Here is a 17,905-nt window from a genome sequence, read left to right on the forward strand (position 1 = left end):
AAGTTTCCGCACCGACAGACCTAGATTCCCGCCTGCGCGGGAATGACGGCGGAGCGGTTTCTGTTTTTTCCGATAAATTGCCTTAGCATTGAATGTCTGGATTCCCGCCTGCGCGGGAATGACGGCGGAAATCTTGTTTATATTGAATCAAAAAAACCTGCACCTTAATCAGTTGGCGGTTTAGTCCGACTTTTGGGGTGCAGATCAAGCTTTCAGACGGCATTTCCTTTAAAACTTCATTTCGAGCGCGAGGCTGAAGTTCCTGCCCGGTGCGGCATACCTTCCATAGTTACTGTCTTCGCTGCGTCGGTTTGCCGTGCTTTCCGCAGTCTGGCGCAAGGATTCCCAAGTAACGTAGCGGTAGTTGCCGATATTGTAGATAGCCGCCCTCAAGGTCAGCCGTTTTTTCAGATTCAGATAAGCGGAAACATCTGCCGTTTTCCAAGAAGACGTAACCCTTCCTGCCGAATATCGTTTTTGATCGCCTGCCAGATAAGCAAGCTCGTCAGGGTTTTTCCCTTTGGAATAGGTCAGCATAATGTTTGCCCCCCATTTCCCCTCAGGCTGGTCGTATCCGAACCCCAAAACATAACGCGACGGCTGTACCGCATCCAAAGCATAGCTGCGGAGAGACAAGTCCGGCCGGTTGGATACCGATTTCGGTTTGATGCGGTTGTACGCCAAAGTCGTGTACAAACCTTCGGGCAGTTTGCCGTATACGCCGTTCCAGTCGATTTTTCCCAAGATGTTGATGCCTTGGAGCGACATATTTTGGGCATTGTAATAATCGCGTATATCAATCTCTGTCAATCGTCCTGTTGAATCCGGCAATTTGGTTTTTTGATCGGCAACGGCAATCATATCGGTATAGCGGTTGCGGAAGCTGCTGATTTCCAAAAAGCCGAAATCGCCCTTCCACTGCAAACCGATTTCTCGGTTGGCTGCCTTTTCCGATTTCAGGGCGGGACGCTGCCAGCCTTTCGGATAATCGTGATAAATGTCTATCCCGAAAAGTTCTTGGAATGAGGGCGTTCTGAAGCCGCTGGAGGCGCGGTAAGACAAAGAAAAATGCCGGTTCGGTTTGAACACGATGCCGCTGTTCCACGAACGGTCAACATACCGCCCGCTGCGGACGAGTTCTTCCGACGTGGTGAAGTTTTGCCGGTCGTACCTGCCGCCCAAGCTGAAATCAAAATATTTGCCGATTGAAAAACGGTCGTTCAAAGAAATGTGGATATTGCTGCCGTTGATTTTTCTTGGCACGCATTTGCGGGAACGCAAGGTTTCGATGTAGCCGCAGACCGACCCTTCGACGACTTCGGGCTTACCCAAAAGATACTTATCTTGATTGTTATCATCGAATCCCGTGGATTCCGAAATCCTTGCCGCATTGTGGGAAAGCTGTTCTGGGCGGGAAACTGCTTTGGAAGCATCGTAACCGAAGCCCAAAGTCAGATGGTGTTTCGTCCATTTGTTTTTCAGCGACTTCTCAAACGAGGCATTCAAAACATTGTGCTGTTCGCGGTAGTGGAAACGGTCGCTGCTGTCGTAGGAATACGGCTTGTCTGCCGACGCGCGGCAGGATTTGTCCACAGCAGGATACACGGCGCAATTCAGCTTCAGCGTGTTGTTGTCGGTTGCCACGCCCTGTTTGTCAAACGACAACACCGCCTTGTCCGCCCAGTTGTCCGAGTATTTCTCATTTTCATAACGGTACAGCAAACCCATACGGCGGCGGCGGTGATGTTCGTCAATAAATTTGGTGCGGGAATATTTCAAACCTATGCCCTTGACCAAATTTGTATCGCCCTTCCACTCTTCTATATTCGGCCTAAAATACAAACCGTCGCGGAAATCGTTGCCGTCATACACCCCGCTCTTGTCGCTAAACTTTTTCGCCTCGTCCGTACCGTAATACTGTTTTTCCGTCATATCGCGGATGTCGTAACGCTGTTTGGTATCCTCAAACACGCCGCCGACATAATGCCTGCCGCCGAAGCGGTAGCCCAGCTTGGCAAGCCAAGAGCCGCTGCGGTAATCCATCGGATCGGGCAATATCCTGCCGCCGCCCGTGTACGATTGGGCGGACAGGTTTTCGTGGCGCGCCTGCGCCTCCCGCACCATCGCTTCTTCTTCAGCACTTAAAGGCTGATTTTTTTCAATACGTTCTTTTACCCAGCGGTTGAGCTGGTTGTTCAAATAGTTTCCGTTGCCTGCCAATTTTGCCACGGGCTTGGGCTCACGCTCGCCCTCCGCTAAGAAATATTCCGCCTTTTTATTCTGCTTCTGAATATCGTATGTCTGGCGGAATGCGTCCAAATGGTCTATGCCGTATTCCACCCCGTCCGCAATATCGCCGTGCGGGCGCGTTTCCCGCCCTTGGCGTTCGGTTCGGATTAGCAGCCCTTCCCAACCGTCTTTACTGAAACCCGCGCCGAGCGACTTCATAAATTGGCGGTTTTTACTGCCGTAGGCGGTTTTTGCCTGTATCCCCCAGCTTTTGCCGTCTGAAATCAGGTCTGCCGCTTCTTTGGTGCGGAAAGCGACCGCGCCGCCGAGTGCGCCGCTGCCGTGATCGGACGAACCGGCACCTTTGTCGATTTCCACCGTGCTGATGTTTTCATATTCGATTTCGTTGATTGCACCGCTGCCGCCGCGTCCGCCGTATCCACTCAACGATCCCTGCACGGTAAACGCCTGTATTTGGGCAACGCCGTCAACCGAAACCGCCACACGGTTTTTATCCACGCCGCGTATCGAGTAGCCGCCGCTCGCGCCGTTGCCCTGTTCGACAACCGCCACGCCCGGATCGTAGCGCGTCAGGTCGCGGATACCGAGTACCTGTTCTTTGTTCAACGTTTCCGACGTTTTGACGATTTTGCCCAAACCGGTTACTTCTTTCGATCGCCGTCCCACTTTGGCGGCACGGACGGTAACCTCTTTCAAGGATTGGGTCTGCGCGGCATCAGGTGTCGCCCCCCCCGCTTGGGCAGCATAAGCCGGAAAAGCGGTTGCAATGGCCAAGGCGGTCAAAGTCAGCGGAAAACCGTGTTTCTTATTCATTTTTCCACCTCTTTATTATCTTTCTTCGCACCGAATACCACGCCGAATTGGGGTTTAACTTCAGGTTCTAACTGTTCGCCAACACCAGCTTCAGCTTCATTTTCAACTTCAGCTTCATTTTCAGTATCTTCAGTTATATCAAGAGATTTCCCATCCTTATTGAAAATAGTACCGCCTAATTCCTCCGCCTGCGGGCCGTAAAATCCTCCTTCTACACGAAGATCATTAGCTTGGAAGGTTTTGGGATTAGTCGAACCAGTTCCCGAAAGATTGATGCCGTTATCCCGAGTGCGCGCTGTCGCGTAGAAACCGTTGCCCTCAATCTTGCCGTTTTCAATATGGAAAGCAGGTTGTACACCGTTTTTCTCCGTCAGCGTTCCGGAAATCGATTTCTCGCCGAAATCAACATTAAACTCTGCTTTTGCGGTTTTATCCGCCTGATTGTCCCATTGAATGGGTTTGCTGATACGCGCTTCCCAAGTGCCGGTATAATGCGCCGTTCCGGTTTTTGGAATGTCGGCTTCCGCCGTGCGGATACCTTTCAGGAAAAGGTCGATGTCCCTGCCTTTAGGGGCTTCCGGAGCGGGCGAGATGCCGTCTGAACCGCCACCGCCGCCTTCTTCCGGCGATTCTTCTTCGGGTTCTTCAGGTTCTTCAGCTTCATCTTCTTCGCCGCCTTCGTTTTCTGCGGCTTCGTCTTCCGCACCTCCTCCTTCATCGCCGATTTCGTCTTCGCCTCCTTCGCTGCCTTCTGCGGCTTCATCTTCCGTGCCTTCTTCGCCGTTATCAACGCCTGCACCCTCTTCATCCTTCCCTTTATCTTCCGCCTTTGGTTTACTTGCCGGGCGGTCGGTTTTTATCCGTCCGAGTTTCACATAGGTCAGAAAATCGCAACAAGCACTGACGGTCATTTTCCTGCCGTCGGCAAGATCGATGATTTGTTCTTGGTTTACCAAAGGAATTTCACGCCCTTCGACAAGAAGTTTGTCGGGATGACCAAGATCGGGCATAGAGGAAATGGCAAACGGGCGGGGATTGTTATCACTTGCCTCATCAACGGAAATTTTTAGAGAATCCAAGATTTTGGTGTGTTTTCTAGACGGCATAGCAGGATTTGTGCCTGATGCGTTTGTTTTTTGTTTGCCTGCGAATACGCCGAATACGCTGTTGTCGTTACTGATAAACCGTCCGGCAAGCTCTTCCCCCTTATCGCCGAAAAAACCGCCCTCAAGCCGCTGATTGGCATCGGTATGGAAAAACAAATATTCTTTATCAGCGTGGCTCGTCTTCAACTCGGTGTTAACTTTGGCACTGCCGGTAAAGCGGTTGCCGTCCAATGTTGCAGTAATGTCGTAAATGGTCAGTGGTTTTTTCTGCTCATTGGGTTTGACATATTGGTTTTTAATCAACTTGCCCTCTAGGGTTTTTTTGTCGAAATCAACCGTATATTCGGCAGGATGCTTTTCCCGGCTATCGGCATCCCTAGCCTCATAAGAAGCTGCCCCAATTTCATTACCATAATATGTGGTATAACCCAAATCCACACTGGAAACCGCCTGACCTGTCCGATGACGTTTGGCATCGGTCATATATTGCCAGTTACCGGAATATTGCACCGTTCCCGCGCTCGGTAAAGATTGGGAAGGATGTTCTCCGGAATAATATACAAAACCGTCATAACCTAAGCGGTGGGTAAACTGTTTACCACCTGAGTTCTGTTCGATTTCGTCTGTTCCATATTTAGTATAAACATATCCAGCCCGGACATATTTATATTGATACACAGCATCTTTTGAATCGGACGTGTAGATTTGTGCATTAGGATACCGTCCGTTGATTTCCTTTTTAAGTTTGTCGGCCTGTTCTTGTGGCGTACTGTCTAAAAACAGGATATCCTTCTCTTTGAGCGGCAGATACTCCTCTGCCTGATGCTTGTCGGGAATTTCCGTACCGTCTTTTTTATAGGAAGCGATATTCCGCCTTGGCAGCCGCATTGCCGCACCGACGGCGGGTTGATTGACCGGCGTGGTTTCTATAGAAGGTTTGGCAGGGGGCGGAGTGGGAACGTCCTCAGGTTTGGACGGTTTGGAATCTGACGGGGTTTGCGCGGTCGGCGTTGGTTTGGCAACAGGCTGCACGCCGAAATTACCGCCACAGGCTGCCAGCATCAACGGCAGCAAGGCAATGCTGAAATAATTCAGTTTACGCATCCCTACTTTTCCCCTATTTGATTAATAATAATTATCATTATATTAATATGTGCAGATAATATCAACCCGTTTTTTAACAAAGATATTCCCGATTAAAACAAAATGCCGTCTGAAACCTGTTCAGACGGCATTTTTGCTTCAACCCCGACAGAGTTTGAAGCCGTAGGGAAATCGGATTGTCCTTTAAGGGTTTACAAACCCAGTTCGCGCAGGAAGCGGATATCGTCCGCGCCGTTTCAACACACAACCGCCTGAAGGCGGCTGAAACTTGCTTCCTACAAATCCCGAAAAATTATTCAGTTTCAACACACAGCCGCCTGAAGGCGGCTGAGCACGCGTCCCAATCCTGAACCCGATCCCGATTTGTTTCAACACACAGCCGCCTGAAGGCGGCTGAAAAAATAAAGGGCTATCAAATACCGAAATAGCAAGTTTCAACACACAGCCGCCTGAAGGCGGCTGAGTTCTTCGTCCACCGAATACTTCTTACCGACAAAGTTTCAACACACAGCCGCCTGAAGGCGGCTGAATTCCTGCTTCAGTCCCGTTATTGAATCCGTACAGTTTCAACACACAGCCGCCTGAAGGCGGCTGATTTCCGCTTTGAATCCTATCTATATTAAAACGATGGTTTCAACACACAGCCGCCTGAAGGCGGCTGAGCATCATGACACGCCTCGTCAATTACCTGCTGACAGTTTCAACACACAGCCGCCTGAAGGCGGCTGACTGACAGGCTAGGATTGTCGGAAAATACCGACATAGTTTCAACACACAGCCGCCTGAAGGCGGCTGAAAATTGGATTTCTATAAAATCTCTATCATAACGATGTTTCAACACACAGCCGCCTAGAGGCGGCTGAACCATTTTGAACGCTTGACTTTATTTACCGTGTGTTTCAACACACAGCCGCCTAGAGGCGGCTGAATTTATTTTTCTGATGAATCTGTTATTTTTATAAGTTTCAACACACAGCCGCCTAGAGGCGGCTGAAGCCTCTTCCGAAAGCCTTACTACATCAGGCTTCGCAGCCCCGACTTCGCCAAACTCCCGAAAAAAGCACAAACATGAGTATAGCACAGCCTTATCCGCCATATTCACATTTGCAATATCCTGATTGTTAAAGAACAACCCAGATTCGCCAACCCTGCCGCATTTTTATGGGAACAACAGGTTGGCGATTCACACAATCAGCGTGTCCTTAAATATATCGACCGCCGGTTTTGCGCCGTGATGCTCCACTTTGCGCCGCCATTTGCTGCCCAGGTGGTAAAAGCGCAGGCTGTCTGTTTCGGGGTTGTAGGTTTTTAAAAGTTTGTCTTTTAAAACTACCCATTGGTCGGGTGCGATGTCGCATTCGAACACGGAATACTGCACGCGCACGCCGTAGTCTTGGCACAGTTTCGCTACGCGCTGCAGCCTTGCCTGCCCTTCGGCATTTTCCAGCGAAATATCATAAGTTATCAACATCAGCATTTTCTTGCCTCTCCATGCCGTCTGAAGCCGGTTGCGTTCAGACGGCATACCCGGCTACCTCATCAAAAACGGCGGATATGCCGCCAAATCTCCGCGCAGATGCCGCGCCAAAAGCATGGCTTGAATATAAGGCAGCAAACCGATTTCCACTTCTTCGCCCAAAAACGGATGGGTGATTTTTTCCTGCTTTTTCGCCTGCAAAGACTGGAACAAAAGTTTGCGCGCATCGGCTTTTAAGCTCACCGCCCCGCCTGCCTCGACAATAAAATCCTGCGGCTTGATTTGCCCGCGGTTAATCAGCGACAGTACCAGCCTGTCCGCCCACCACGCGCGGAACTCTTCCAAAATATCCTGTGCAAGGCTGTCGCGCCCGGGCCGGTCGGCGTGCAGAAAACCCACCTGCGGATCCAGCCCCACGCCTTGCAGCGCGCCGCTGATGTCCTTGCCCAAAATACTGTATAGAAAAGAAAGCAGCGCATTGACACTGTCTCTTGGCGGGCGACGGTTTCTTCCGTCAAAAGCAAACCCGCTTTCTGCCTTAACCAACTGCCCGAACACGCCGAAATAACGCGCCGCCGCATCTCCTTCAATCCCGCGTATCAAATCCAAACTGTCTGCCCGTTTCAACTGCTGCAAAGAGAAATTCAGCGCGGCAACCGCCGTCTGAATGTCCGCATTGCCGCCGTGGTTGCGAATCTGCCGCTGAAGCACCCGTTTGCCTGCCTGAATCTTCGCCGCGATGATATTGCGCGCAATCGGCACGGGATTTTGTTCCGACATCCGATACTGCGCCCGACGCAGCAGCACATTGCCGCTTTGCCGCCCCTGCAACCGCCCCAAGAAACGTCCGTTTTCGGTAAAAAACGCCAGATTCACATTATTCTCGCCGCAAAACCCCAGCAAAAACGGCGACACCAGCACGTTGCCGAAACAGAAAATATGCCCGATGGAATGCACCGGCAATTGCGCCACCTTCTTACGTTCCTGCTCCACCACCAGCGTTTCCCGCTCCTTATGCAGATAGCTGCCTTGCGTGGTGATATACAGCGTGTTTTGCAGTTTGCGCATAAGGTACTCCTTCATTTTTATTGCATTTTTGAACAGGCGGTTTGGGACGGGTGAAATCTATTGGTGCAATATTGAAGCACCGACAACTGATAATATTTTATTGAAACCGATAAGGAAAGCACCTTCAAACTGCATTTTAAGAAAATCTGAAGGACAACAAAATCCCATTATAGGCAAAACATCTTTCAGAAGGCTGATCATGATCAGGCCTGATTGTTTTTATCAACAAGACATCAAAATACGGAATATATGGGAAGTGCGATTTGCCTTATTCCTGTCCTTGTATGGACAGAAATAACGGCGGCTTTGTATTTCCTATTCCGGATTGACCACCCGATTGACAACCGTATCCGCCCCCATCCCGTCAAACGTAATGTTTATTTGAAAATAAAATTTTCACTCAATCAATATGAATTAGAAATTAATCTAGGGATGAAGCTGAACGTCAGCCAAGCCGTACCGGATATTTTTCCCGAACGCCGGACGTTGATGCCGATATGGGGCGGATTGCCCGTGCCCTCCGTGCATTGGCAGCAGCTTTGGCCGGAACAGGCGGAAACGGTTTTGCGGGAAGCTGCTTCAGCTTATCCGCATATTCCGTTTTGCGCCAACCACCGCGTATTCTGCGGCTTCTGCCGCAATGCTTGGAAAGGCGGCTACAGCCGGATTTGCACCGACAAAATCATTGCGGAGCCGGAACAGGCAGCCGAAATCCGTCAAGGAAGCGGCAAAATCCGTGCCGTCTATTTCGGAGGCGGTATGCCTACCGCTTTGCCGACCGGAGATTTGGTGCGCCTGATACGCGCGTGTTACCGCCATCTGCCGACGTTTGGGACGGAGGCGCGACGGCAGCGACACCCTGCACACTGCCGTCGATGAAATCCCGCGCGACCATATGGACAGGAAGGACTTGCCGCCGCCGTTTTGATTTCCGGCCGGACACGCCGTCAAAACAGATATTTTCCGTAACCGGCCGAACCCGTCCCAATACGCAAATGCCGTCTGAACATACTTCAGACGGTATTTTCCAATATTTTTCGCAGCTTCTACGCCCTCTTTCGAGGGCAAGGCGGGATAATGTGCGCCGCTCTGGGCTTGTATGCCGTCTGAAGCGGTGTAGGCGGCATTGTTGCCGTTGCGCCCGAAACCTTCCGCTGAAAAGACGACACCCGCCTCTACATCAACGGCAACCTGCCCCCCCCCGCGACGAAGCCCGTTACCACGAAACCCTCATCCTGCCCGCCATGCAGATGGTTCAAAACCTCCGCCGCCTTAAGCGCGCCCAACCGAGGCTCGCCGTCCCATCCCAAAACACACGTTATCAACGACGATGCCGCCAAATGGGGCGCAACGCCATCCGTTGAACGGCCAAACAAAATGCCGTCTGAAACCTGTTCAGACGGCATTTTTGCGTAAAGTTCAGCAAGAAAAACTACAAACCCAGCTCGCGCAGGAAGCGGATGTCGTCCGCCCAACCGGATTTGACTTTAACCCATACCTTCAAAAATACTTTGGTATCAAACAGTTTCTCCATATCCAACCGCGCTTCGGTGGAAATTTTCTTCAAACGTTCTCCGCCTTTACCGATCAAAATCGCCTTTTGGCTTTCCTTATCGACCAAAACCGCGATATAGATGCGGTTCAAACCGTCTTCCTCTTCAAACTGCTCCACTTCGACATTCATCGCATAAGGCAATTCCTCGCCCAAATAGCGGAACAATTTTTCACGCACGATTTCCATCGCCAAAAAACGCGCCGATTTGTCCGTAACCATATCTTCGGGATACATCGGCACGCTTTCGGGCAGATACGGCTTAATCAGCTCCAACAGGTTGGCAATCCGCAAACCGTGTTTCGCGCTGACTGCCTCCGCCGCCGCAAATTCAAATTCGGCGCGCACTTGAGTAACAAACGCCTCCAGCGCGTAACGGTCTTTCGCCTTGTCCTTGTCGATTTTGTTGACCACTAAAATGACCGGCGTGTGCTTGGGCAATTGTTTCAACACGACACGGTCGGCATCGGTAAAACGCATCGCTTCCACGACGAAAACCACCACATCCACGCCGCCGAGTGCCTCGGTAACGTTTTGATTCAGCCTGTCGTTGAGCGCGTTGCGGTGGTCGGTTTGAAAGCCCGGCGTATCGACGAACACGAACTGCGCGGTATCGTCGGTATAAATCCCCGTTACGCGGTTGCGCGTCGTCTGCGCCTTTTTGCTGGTGATGCTGATTTTCTGACCGATCAGATGGTTCATCAGCGTTGATTTGCCCACGTTCGGACGGCCGACAATCGCTACGAAGCCGCAACGGTATCCGCCGGCGGCGCGTTCCCCTGCAAGGAAGGTTTCAATATCCATATTCGCTTTCATATCCACATTTCAGACAGCATATTCACGCGCCGCCTCATTTCTTTTTCTTCTTCAGCGGCAGCTTCTCTTCCAGCCATTTCAAAGCCTCTTTCGCCGCTTCCTGTTCCGCCGCCTTGCGGCTCGTCCCTTTGGCACGGCACACGAAACCCAGTTCGCCCAAATCGCAGGAAACCACAAACATACTGTCGTTGGCATAACCGATTTGCTCTTCGATACGGTATTTCGGCAAAGCAAAGCGGCGCGCCTGCAACGCCTCCTGCAAAGCAGTTTTGCCGTCTTTTGCCTGATTTTGGAAATCGGCTCGCCGGACGCGTTCTGCAAACAAATGGCGCACCACCTTTTCCGCCGTGTTGAAATCGGCATCGAAGCTGACCGCCGCAAACATCGCCTCCATCGCGTCCGCCAGTATCGAAGGCCGTCTGAAGCCGCCGCTCTTCAACTCGCCCGCCCCCAAGTACAGGCCGTCGCCGACATTCATTTCCGCCGCCATTTCCGCCAGCACGCCCTCATTGACCAAGCTTGCCCGCAACCGCGACAACTCGCCCTCGGTCAACTTCGGAAACGCGTCAAACAGCATCCGCGCCACCGTATAATTCAAAATCGAATCACCGACAAACTCGAACCGTTCGTTGTGTTTCGCATGATGGCTCCTGTGCGTCAAAGCCTGCCGCAAAAGCGAAATATCGCGGAACGCGTAGCCCAGTCTCTTCTGTATCGCCGCGTGTGCCTGCTGTTTCAAAACATCGTCTTTCATTACCGTCTTCCGCAAAAAACAGCCCGAATGCGTTTCCATACTCCAAAAATACAGAAACACCTTAAGGCTGCAAACGGCGCACATTGTACCACCAAACCGCCGCCGTCTGCCGACAACGCAAGAATCGTGGTAAAATCCGCCCATTTCTCCCGGCGCATTCACATTATGAACGCATTTGCACAAGCACTTTCCTCGGCACTCGACCGCTGTATCGCCACCAACACCGTCGCCAAACAAAACCGGCCTGTCGGCTTCCTCTACCGCGAAGCCCCCGTTTTTGAAAACGACAGCGGCTGGCGTTTCTTCAGCGGCGACGAAACCGACGAATACACCGACGACCCCGACAACTTCAGCATCGTCAGCCTCGCCGACATCACCAAAACCAACCCTGAAACCGCCGCACTGCTTTCCCAACCCGAAGGCAGCGCGTGGGAATTGGCAGAAGACGGCACATTCCAAACCGTCGCCGACTGGCAACCTAAGGACTGACCCTTCAGACGGCATTCCGAAACCTCCGAATACCAAAGGAAACCCAATGAACACCATCGCCCCCAACCTCGACGGCAAACACCTCCGCATCGGCATCGTACAGGCACGTTTCACCAACGAAATCGGCAGTGAAATGCTCAAAGTCTGCTGCCACACCCTCCAAGAATTGGGCGTGGCAGACGAAAACATTACCGTCGCCACCGTACCCGGCGCACTTGAAATCCCCATCGCGCTGATGAACCTTGCCTCTTCCGAAAAGTTTGACGCACTGATTGCCATCGGCGTCGTCATCCGTGGCGAAACCTACCATTTCGAGCTGGTTTCCAACGAATCCGGAGCAGGGGTCAGCCGCGTCGCCCTCGACTACAACATCCCGATTGCCAATGCCGTCCTGACCACCGAAAACGACGCGCAGGCAATCGAACGGATTGAAGAAAAAGCCTCGGATGCCGCCAAAGTTGCCGTCGAATGCGCCAACCTCGTCAACCTGCTGCTCGAAGAACAGTTTGAAGACGAAGAATAACAAACAGGGCGTACACCGATGCGCCCTTTCCGTTTCAGACGGCATACCGTGCCGCCCAACCGTTTCAAGGAAAAATCATGAAAACAGCCCGCCGCCGTTCCCGCGAGCTTGCCGTACAAGCCGTTTACCAATCCCTTATCAACCGCACCGCAGCACTCGAGATTGCTAAAAACATCCGCGAAATGCCCGACTTTGCCAAAGCGGACGAAGAATTGTTCAACAAACTTTTCTTCGGCACGCAAACCAATGCGGCAGAGTACATCCGACAAATCCGCCCCCTGCTCGACCGCGATGAAAAAGACCTCAACCCCATCGAACGCGCCGTCCTGCTGACCGCCTGCCACGAGCTGTCCGCCATGCCCGAAACACCCTACCCCGTCATTATCAACGAAGCCATCGAAGTTACCAAAACCTTCGGCGGCACGGACGGGCACAAATTCGTCAACGGCATCCTCGACAAACTCGCCGCCCAAATCCGCCCCGACGAACCCAAACGCCGTTGATATGTCGGATTAAAATCAGAAATACACAAATGCCGTCTGAAAGCCCTTCAGACGGCATTTTGCTTGACCGTTCAATCAATGTTGGCCGATTTGGTTTTTGACGGCATCGGCCACTTTGCCGACGCCATCGGCCAGTTGGTAGGCTTGGGCGCCGGCGGCATCTGATTATTTTGAAATTGCCATTTCAATGACTTGCTCAACATAGTTGTTTTCCAAATCAATTACGTCTCCTTTTTTTTGTTTTGATATTTTTAATTCGTCATACGCGTAAAAAATAGCAATTTTTTTCCCTTCACAAAATAAATGTCTGTCGGATTTATTCATCATATACATACTTTCATTCCTTACGATGCCTTCACCATCTATAAAACTAAAACTATTCGGTATGTTTCTTCTTTCCATTCCTGCCTCATATATTGACGATATTACTCCGGAAACGCTTCTGGTGATAATCTGTCCGGAATCAATATTAGCCCACCATTCATCCGACGCAAACAATCCTTTGTCTTTTTTGATGCCAAAGATACTTTCGTCATTCAATGACAGTAATCTTGTATTTTCAATATATTCCTTCGTTCTTCTGTTTGTCATATCTTGCTTAAAATCATAAACCAAATACATATCATCATCTAAATTTAAATAGCTCATTTTATATCTCCAATTTTTTCAAAACTGCACCGTCCAGCCGATTTCGCCGCCCGCGCGCATCGGGACAAGTTCGCCATCGCCGTAGGGAACACTTGCGGGGACGGTTTGGCTTTGTTTGACGAGGGTAATCGTGTCGGTATTTTCGGGAATGCCGTAGAACCTTGCGCCGTTTTTTGAGGCGAAGGCTTCGAGTTTGTCCAACGCGCCTGCTTTTTCAAACACTTCGGCGTAAAGCTCGATGGCGGTCATCGCGCTGAACATACCGGCGCAGCCGCAGGCGTTTTCTTTGGCGGACTTGGCGTGCGGCGCGGAATCTGTGCCGAGGAAGAATTTATGCGCCTTCTCGCCGGTAACGGCGGCAACCAATGCCTGACGGTGGGTTTCGCGTTTGAGTACGGGCAGGCAGAAATGATGGGGGCGCACGCCGCCGACCAAGAGGTCGTTGCGGTTGAGCAGGAGGTGTTGCGGGGTCACGGAGGCGGCAACGTTGTCGCCCGCTTCCAAAACAAGGCGGGCGGCTTCGGCGGTGGTGATGTGTTCGAACACGACTTTAAGATTCGGCACTTGCGCCAAAACGGGCTTCATCACGCGCTCGATAAAGGCGGCTTCGCGGTCGAAAATGTCGATTTCGGGGTCGGTTACTTCGCCGTGAACGAGGAACAGGATGCCCTGTTTTGCCATTTCTTCCAACACGGGGATGAGCTTGAACAAGTCGGTTACGCCGGAATCAGAATTGGTGGTCGCGCCTGCGGGGTAGAGTTTGAAGGCGACGATGCCGGCAGCTTTGGCTTCGCGCACGAGTTCGGGCGTGGCGTTATCAGTCAAATAAAGCGTCATCAGCGGCTCAAACGCGCTGCCTTCGGGCAACGCCGCCATAATGCGCGCTTTGTAGGCAAGCGCATCGGCTACACTGACGACGGGCGGTTTGAGGTTGGGCATGATGACGGCACGCCCCATCTGACGGGCGGTATAGGGTGCAACGGCTTTGAGCGCGTCGCCGTCGCGCAGGTGCAGGTGCATATCGTCGGGGCGGATAATGGTCAGGGTTTGCATGGTTGTTCCTTTTTAGATTTTTGGTTTCCAGACGGCATGCCGACTTTATGCCGTCTGAAGTCAGGGAAGGACTAAAGGTGTTCCGTTGTAGGAACGGTGCGTCAGGTTCAGCACGACCTGTACGGGCAAATCGGGAGAGTCGGCAGTCTGCGCGGTCAATACGGTTTCTTCGGAGCTGCCCGTTGACCGCCAGGCATAGCTGACTTGACGGATTTCAAACGGTGTCTGCACTGCCTGTTGCGCCCTCAATTCTATATTGGCATTTTTCGGCGGCTGTCGGACAAGTCCGTCAAAATGTTCCAACAGCGCGGCACTGTCTGCCCGCTCGGCTTTCACACTGCAACTGTCGCGCGTCAGGCTCAAATAATAAATGCCGCCATCGCGTTCAAGCGTCCACAACACCTGTACATCGGGTTCTGCGACAACGGGCGGCAGACGGGACAGGTCTTCCTTTCCGACAGGGACAAAATGTCCGACAGCGGCAAACTTGGAAACTGGTTCGAAACTGCCTTGAGTCAGGACGCAGGCACTCCGAAACAAATCGACGGCTACGCGTGCGAAATCCTGATGCCGTACACCGGATTGCCGGTTTTGGGCATTACACGCAGCAAGCACAAATGCCGACAGCAATAACATCAATCGGGACATCCGCATTTCAGACGGCATTTATTTGTGTTCGACAACCAGCGTGAACACGCCGTCCTGTTCGGAAGAATCCAACAGCACATGACCGGTTTGGCGGCAAAAAGCCTCAAAATCCCCCGGCGCGCCGCCGTCGGTTGCCAGAACGGTCAACACGTCGCCCTGCCGCATTTGCGCCAAAGCCTTTTTCGCCCGCAAAATCGGCAGGGGGCATTTCAATCCGGTTACGTCTAAAATTTCGCTGTTCATGGTTCGACACCGCTTTAAAATGAAAATCAGGTCAGATTATACCCCGATTGCTTGCAGCCCTTCCCGCCAAACCATAAAATAAAGCCGTTTTCAATCTGGAGAGATTTATGCGCCGCACCGCCCTCCTGCTGCTTGCCTTCGCCGCCGGCACATCCCTTGCCACCGGCTTCAGCCAAAAAGACACGCCGATCAACACCCGCTACCGCGAAACGCCAGAAGAAGCCGCCGCCCGCGAATTTAAAGAACATACCGCCGAACTGCCGCTGCTGCCCGATGCGCACTCGGACGGCTGGTTTGACATTTATGTGGATGAAAATTACGGCAAACAGCCGAAAATCCTGCTCGACAGCCTGCAAATCATGCCCGCGCCCGACGGCAGCATCCGCTACATTCTCAATATCCGTTCCGACAAAGGCTACGACAACCTGACTGCCGAAGGCATATTCTGCGCCCGTTCCTCCATCGGGTTCGGCAACGGCAAACTTTCCTCCTACAAAGTGTTCGGCTACGGGGACACGGTCAACCGCCGCTGGATACAGCCCCGAAACGCCGAATGGAAACCGATAGGCGGCACACTTGGGCGCAACGACGCATTACGCGGCGTACTGTATGCCGCATTTTGCGAAGGCGGCGTACCCGCCGACACGCAAGGTTTGGTACAACGCCTGAAAGAACGTGCCGGACGCTATGCCCCATCAATGAAGCCGCACGACAAATAACCAGACACAAAAATGCCGTCTGAAACATCGGTTTCAGACGGCATTCGATTCATCAGCCATCAAGCGGCGGAAACTTTGTCCTGACGGCACAACAGCGTAATCAAATCACTGATGCGCCGCTTCATATCGCGGCGGTCGACAATCTGGTCGATTGCGCCTTTTTCCAGCAGGAACTCGGCACGCTGGAAGCCTTCCGGCAGCGTTTCGCGCACCGTCTGCTCAATCACGCGCGGGCCGGCAAAACCGATCAGCGCGTTCGGTTCGGCAAGCACGACATCGCCCAAAAATGCAAAGCTGGCAGATACGCCGCCCATAGTCGGATCAGTCAATACCGATATAAACGGCAGGCGTTTTTCCGTCAACAGGTGCAGTGCGGCACTGGTTTTCGTCATCTGCATCAACGAGTTCACGCCCTCCTGCATACGCGCGCCGCCGGAAGCCGCCACGCAGACAAACGGACAATTATCGGCAACCGCACGGCGGACACCCTGTACGAAACGCTCGCCCACAACCGAACCCATCGAACCGCCGATAAAGCGGAATTCAAACGCGGCAACGACGACGGGCAGGCCGTTCATCATCCCCTTCATCACCACAAGCGCGTCATCTTCCCCGGTCAGCTTGCGTGCCGCCCCCAAACGGTCGGGGTATTTTTTACTGTCTTTAAATTTCAAAGGATCGGTCGGTTTGACATTACCCGCAACTTCCTCCCTGCCTTCCTCATCCAAAAGCAGGTTCAAACGCTGGCGCGCCGATAACGGGTTGTGGTGGTTGCATTTCGGGCAAACCTGATTGTTCTGCTGCAACTCGGTCGAATAGATGGTTGCCGAACAAGACGGGCATTTGTGCCACAAACCCTCGGGAACATTGGAAGAACCGTCTTTACCACGATTCTTGATTTTGGGTGGCAGGATTTTATCTAACCAGCTCATGGACAACTCCTAAAACATTTAGAATACGCGACAGAATCAGCGCACGGCATCCTTCAACTCTTTGACCAAAGCACCGACGGCCGCAGCCTCGTTACCCGCATTGTTTTCAATCTCTTTCACAATCCGGCTGCCGACAATGACCGCATCGGCAACCCGGCCGATTTTGCGCGCGCTTTCGGCATTGCCGATGCCGAAGCCGACACCGATGGGAATATCGATATACTGACGCAAATACTCTATTTTACGCGAAACCTCATCCGTATCCAAACTTGCCGCGCCCGTTACGCCCTTGAGCGAAACATAATAGACAAATCCGCCTGCCAGCTCGGCAATGGTTTTAATACGGTCTTCCGTCGTCGTCGGCGCAATCAGGAAAATACAGTCGACTCCGTTATCCTTCAGCTCGCGATAGAGCGGATCGATGGTTTCGACAGGGGAATCCACCGTCAATACGCCGTCCACACCCGCCTTTGCGGCTTCCTGAGCAAACTCCCGATAACCCATCTTATGTATGGGATTCAAATATCCCATCAAAACAACCGGCGTTTGAGTATCGGTTTCACGAAACCTTCTGACAACATCCAAGACATCACGCAGCGAAACCCCGTTTGCCAACGCCCGCCCTACCGCACGCTGAATAGTCGGACCATCTGCCATCGGGTCAGAAAAAGGCACACCCAACTCTAAAATATCCGCACCATTTTCCACCATACTGTGCATTATTGCCAAAGTCGCCCCAATGTCCGGGTCTCCAACCGTAATATAAGGAATCAATGCCTTCTTATTACCCAATGCGGCAAAAGTCTGTTGGATTCTACTCATTTCTCTTACACTCCCAATACCGGCGAGGCTCCGGTAAACAATCGATAAATCTTTTTAAGTATAACATCTGACGCGCAGATAGGCGAATAGGCATACCACTCCGATTGTGCGACAGATTGCCGTAACCTTCTCACCGGAAACAGGCCGTTTTCCAACTGACGGTTTTTATAAACCAATACCAAACAAACCATCAGAGCAATCCGCAAAAGGAGAAAGGTATTGGGCTGATTGACCAGCCGTAAAAAATCTTGAATGCGCAACCATGCATATAGACTGCCGCACCCTTAAATAGCTTAGTTTGAAATTAAAAAAACCGGATTCCATATATTGCATGGAATCCGGTTTCATCAAATATCCGAACAGGCTTTATCACAATATCGTAGAT

16 protein-coding genes, 2 pseudogenes and 1 CRISPR repeat array are annotated in these 17,905 nt (G+C 52.0%); of the genes and pseudogenes, 6 read left to right on the forward strand and 12 right to left on the reverse strand.

Translation table 11 applies throughout. The features are described 5' to 3' along the window. Positions 1-228: 228 nt before the first annotated feature. From lbpA to cas1c, 4 genes are all read right to left on the reverse strand, one after another. Positions 229-3,063 (reverse strand): lactoferrin/transferrin-binding protein LbpA, encoded by a 2,835-nt coding sequence (lbpA, locus tag Q3O12_RS02185; protein WP_301669127.1) that lies wholly within the window; start codon positions 3,061-3,063, stop codon positions 229-231. Next, a complete protein-coding gene (locus Q3O12_RS02190) occupies positions 3,060-5,273 on the reverse strand; it encodes a transferrin-binding protein-like solute binding protein (protein WP_301669128.1) in 2,214 nt (737 codons plus the stop codon). The genes lbpA and Q3O12_RS02190 overlap by 4 nt, the downstream gene beginning before the upstream one ends. A 233-nt stretch (positions 5,274-5,506) precedes the next feature. Further along, positions 5,507-6,267: direct repeats of the CRISPR family, unit length 32 nt; unit sequence GTTTCAACACACAGCCGCCTGAAGGCGGCTGA. A 189-nt stretch (positions 6,268-6,456) separates the two neighbouring features. After that, positions 6,457-6,750 carry a CRISPR-associated endonuclease Cas2 gene (gene cas2, locus Q3O12_RS02195; protein WP_301669326.1) on the reverse strand — a complete coding sequence of 98 codons (294 nt, stop codon included), beginning with the start codon at positions 6,748-6,750 and terminating at the stop codon, positions 6,457-6,459. A 54-nt stretch (positions 6,751-6,804) separates the two neighbouring features. Beyond that, a complete protein-coding gene (cas1c, locus tag Q3O12_RS02200; protein WP_042508244.1) occupies positions 6,805-7,818 on the reverse strand; it encodes a type I-C CRISPR-associated endonuclease Cas1c in 1,014 nt (337 codons plus the stop codon). 432 nt (positions 7,819-8,250) lie between these two features. Here cas1c and Q3O12_RS02205 point away from each other — a divergent pair. Together Q3O12_RS02205 and Q3O12_RS02210 are read left to right on the forward strand one after the other, a co-directional pair. Then, positions 8,251-8,643: pseudogene (locus tag Q3O12_RS02205) on the forward strand (heme anaerobic degradation radical SAM methyltransferase ChuW/HutW); the annotation flags it as partial. Between the two features lie 333 nt (positions 8,644-8,976). Next, positions 8,977-9,162, forward strand: a pseudogene (locus tag Q3O12_RS02210) (polyamine aminopropyltransferase); the annotation flags it as partial. A gap of 88 nt (positions 9,163-9,250) precedes the next feature. Here the strand turns inward: Q3O12_RS02210 and era are convergent. Together era and rnc are read right to left on the reverse strand one after the other, a co-directional pair. Next, positions 9,251-10,174 (reverse strand): GTPase Era, encoded by a 924-nt coding sequence (gene era, locus Q3O12_RS02215; protein ID WP_301669129.1) that lies wholly within the window; start codon positions 10,172-10,174, stop codon positions 9,251-9,253. Between the two features lie 46 nt (positions 10,175-10,220). Continuing rightward, complete coding sequence (gene rnc, locus Q3O12_RS02220; protein WP_301669130.1) at positions 10,221-10,940, reverse strand: ribonuclease III; 720 nt, start codon at positions 10,938-10,940, stop codon at positions 10,221-10,223. A gap of 165 nt (positions 10,941-11,105) precedes the next feature. On the opposite strand from rnc, the gene Q3O12_RS02225 reads away from it, so the two are divergent. The 3 genes from Q3O12_RS02225 (at position 11,106) to nusB (ending at position 12,455) form a co-directional block, all read left to right on the forward strand. Continuing rightward, the gene (locus Q3O12_RS02225) at positions 11,106-11,429 is read left to right on the forward strand and encodes a DUF2185 domain-containing protein (RefSeq protein WP_013449308.1); all 324 of its coding nucleotides are present in this window, start codon (positions 11,106-11,108) and stop codon (positions 11,427-11,429) included. Positions 11,430-11,475: 46 nt separating this feature from the next. Beyond that, positions 11,476-11,952 carry a 6,7-dimethyl-8-ribityllumazine synthase gene (gene ribH, locus Q3O12_RS02230; protein ID WP_301669131.1) on the forward strand — a complete coding sequence of 159 codons (477 nt, stop codon included), beginning with the start codon at positions 11,476-11,478 and terminating at the stop codon, positions 11,950-11,952. Positions 11,953-12,029: 77 nt separating this feature from the next. Next, complete coding sequence (gene nusB / locus Q3O12_RS02235) at positions 12,030-12,455, forward strand: transcription antitermination factor NusB (RefSeq protein WP_301669132.1); 426 nt, start codon at positions 12,030-12,032, stop codon at positions 12,453-12,455. A 165-nt stretch (positions 12,456-12,620) separates the two neighbouring features. Here nusB and Q3O12_RS02240 read toward each other — a convergent pair whose 3' ends face one another. The 4 genes from Q3O12_RS02240 to Q3O12_RS02255 are packed head-to-tail and all read right to left on the reverse strand — an operon-like array spanning position 12,621 to position 15,047. Next, on the reverse strand, positions 12,621-13,103 hold the full coding sequence (locus Q3O12_RS02240) for an immunity protein RhsI2 family protein (protein WP_301669133.1): 483 nt from the start codon (positions 13,101-13,103) through the stop codon (positions 12,621-12,623). An 18-nt stretch (positions 13,104-13,121) separates the two neighbouring features. Further along, positions 13,122-14,156, reverse strand: coding sequence for a dihydroorotase (pyrC, locus tag Q3O12_RS02245; protein WP_301669134.1), 1,035 nt, complete (start codon positions 14,154-14,156; stop codon positions 13,122-13,124). Between the two features lie 60 nt (positions 14,157-14,216). Next, positions 14,217-14,810 carry an NMCC_0638 family (lipo)protein gene (locus Q3O12_RS02250; RefSeq protein WP_441338420.1) on the reverse strand — a complete coding sequence of 198 codons (594 nt, stop codon included), beginning with the start codon at positions 14,808-14,810 and terminating at the stop codon, positions 14,217-14,219. Positions 14,811-14,822: 12 nt separating this feature from the next. Beyond that, positions 14,823-15,047, reverse strand: coding sequence for a sulfurtransferase TusA family protein (locus tag Q3O12_RS02255; RefSeq protein ID WP_301669138.1), 225 nt, complete (start codon positions 15,045-15,047; stop codon positions 14,823-14,825). A 107-nt stretch (positions 15,048-15,154) separates the two neighbouring features. Here Q3O12_RS02255 and Q3O12_RS02260 point away from each other — a divergent pair, with 107 nt between their 5' ends. Further along, positions 15,155-15,766, forward strand: a complete 612-nt coding sequence (locus Q3O12_RS02260; RefSeq protein ID WP_301669139.1) for a CNP1-like family protein — start codon at positions 15,155-15,157, stop codon at positions 15,764-15,766. A 59-nt stretch (positions 15,767-15,825) separates the two neighbouring features. Here Q3O12_RS02260 and accD read toward each other — a convergent pair whose 3' ends face one another. Together accD and trpA are read right to left on the reverse strand one after the other, a co-directional pair. Next, positions 15,826-16,698: an acetyl-CoA carboxylase, carboxyltransferase subunit beta gene (gene accD, locus Q3O12_RS02265; protein WP_301669140.1), complete on the reverse strand. Its 873-nt coding sequence runs from the start codon at positions 16,696-16,698 to the stop codon at positions 15,826-15,828. A 36-nt stretch (positions 16,699-16,734) separates the two neighbouring features. Then, positions 16,735-17,520, reverse strand: a complete 786-nt coding sequence (gene trpA, locus Q3O12_RS02270; protein WP_301669141.1) for a tryptophan synthase subunit alpha — start codon at positions 17,518-17,520, stop codon at positions 16,735-16,737. Between the last annotated feature and the right edge of the window lie 385 nt (positions 17,521-17,905).

The sequence above is a fragment of the Neisseria benedictiae genome (genome assembly GCF_958267435.1).
Classification (GTDB): Bacteria; Pseudomonadota; Gammaproteobacteria; order Burkholderiales; family Neisseriaceae; genus Neisseria; species Neisseria bergeri.

What these genes read in the sequence shown, in the direction of transcription:
- lbpA (WP_301669127.1), bottom strand. Translation starts at nt 3,063, where the DNA reads ATGAATAAGAAACACGGTTTTCCGCTGACTTTGACCGCCTTGGCCATT.
- Q3O12_RS02190 (WP_301669128.1), bottom strand. Translation starts at nt 5,273, where the DNA reads ATGCGTAAACTGAATTATTTCAGCATTGCCTTGCTGCCGTTGATGCTG.
- cas2 (WP_301669326.1), bottom strand. Translation starts at nt 6,750, where the DNA reads ATGCTGATGTTGATAACTTATGATATTTCGCTGGAAAATGCCGAAGGG.
- cas1c (WP_042508244.1), bottom strand. Translation starts at nt 7,818, where the DNA reads ATGCGCAAACTGCAAAACACGCTGTATATCACCACGCAAGGCAGCTAT.
- era (WP_301669129.1), bottom strand. Translation starts at nt 10,174, where the DNA reads ATGGATATTGAAACCTTCCTTGCAGGGGAACGCGCCGCCGGCGGATAC.
- rnc (WP_301669130.1), bottom strand. Translation starts at nt 10,940, where the DNA reads ATGAAAGACGATGTTTTGAAACAGCAGGCACACGCGGCGATACAGAAG.
- Q3O12_RS02225 (WP_013449308.1), top strand. Translation starts at nt 11,106, where the DNA reads ATGAACGCATTTGCACAAGCACTTTCCTCGGCACTCGACCGCTGTATC.
- ribH (WP_301669131.1), top strand. Translation starts at nt 11,476, where the DNA reads ATGAACACCATCGCCCCCAACCTCGACGGCAAACACCTCCGCATCGGC.
- nusB (WP_301669132.1), top strand. Translation starts at nt 12,030, where the DNA reads ATGAAAACAGCCCGCCGCCGTTCCCGCGAGCTTGCCGTACAAGCCGTT.
- Q3O12_RS02240 (WP_301669133.1), bottom strand. Translation starts at nt 13,103, where the DNA reads ATGAGCTATTTAAATTTAGATGATGATATGTATTTGGTTTATGATTTT.
- pyrC (WP_301669134.1), bottom strand. Translation starts at nt 14,156, where the DNA reads ATGCAAACCCTGACCATTATCCGCCCCGACGATATGCACCTGCACCTG.
- Q3O12_RS02250 (WP_441338420.1), bottom strand. Translation starts at nt 14,810, where the DNA reads ATGCGGATGTCCCGATTGATGTTATTGCTGTCGGCATTTGTGCTTGCT.
- Q3O12_RS02255 (WP_301669138.1), bottom strand. Translation starts at nt 15,047, where the DNA reads ATGAACAGCGAAATTTTAGACGTAACCGGATTGAAATGCCCCCTGCCG.
- Q3O12_RS02260 (WP_301669139.1), top strand. Translation starts at nt 15,155, where the DNA reads ATGCGCCGCACCGCCCTCCTGCTGCTTGCCTTCGCCGCCGGCACATCC.
- accD (WP_301669140.1), bottom strand. Translation starts at nt 16,698, where the DNA reads ATGAGCTGGTTAGATAAAATCCTGCCACCCAAAATCAAGAATCGTGGT.
- trpA (WP_301669141.1), bottom strand. Translation starts at nt 17,520, where the DNA reads ATGAGTAGAATCCAACAGACTTTTGCCGCATTGGGTAATAAGAAGGCA.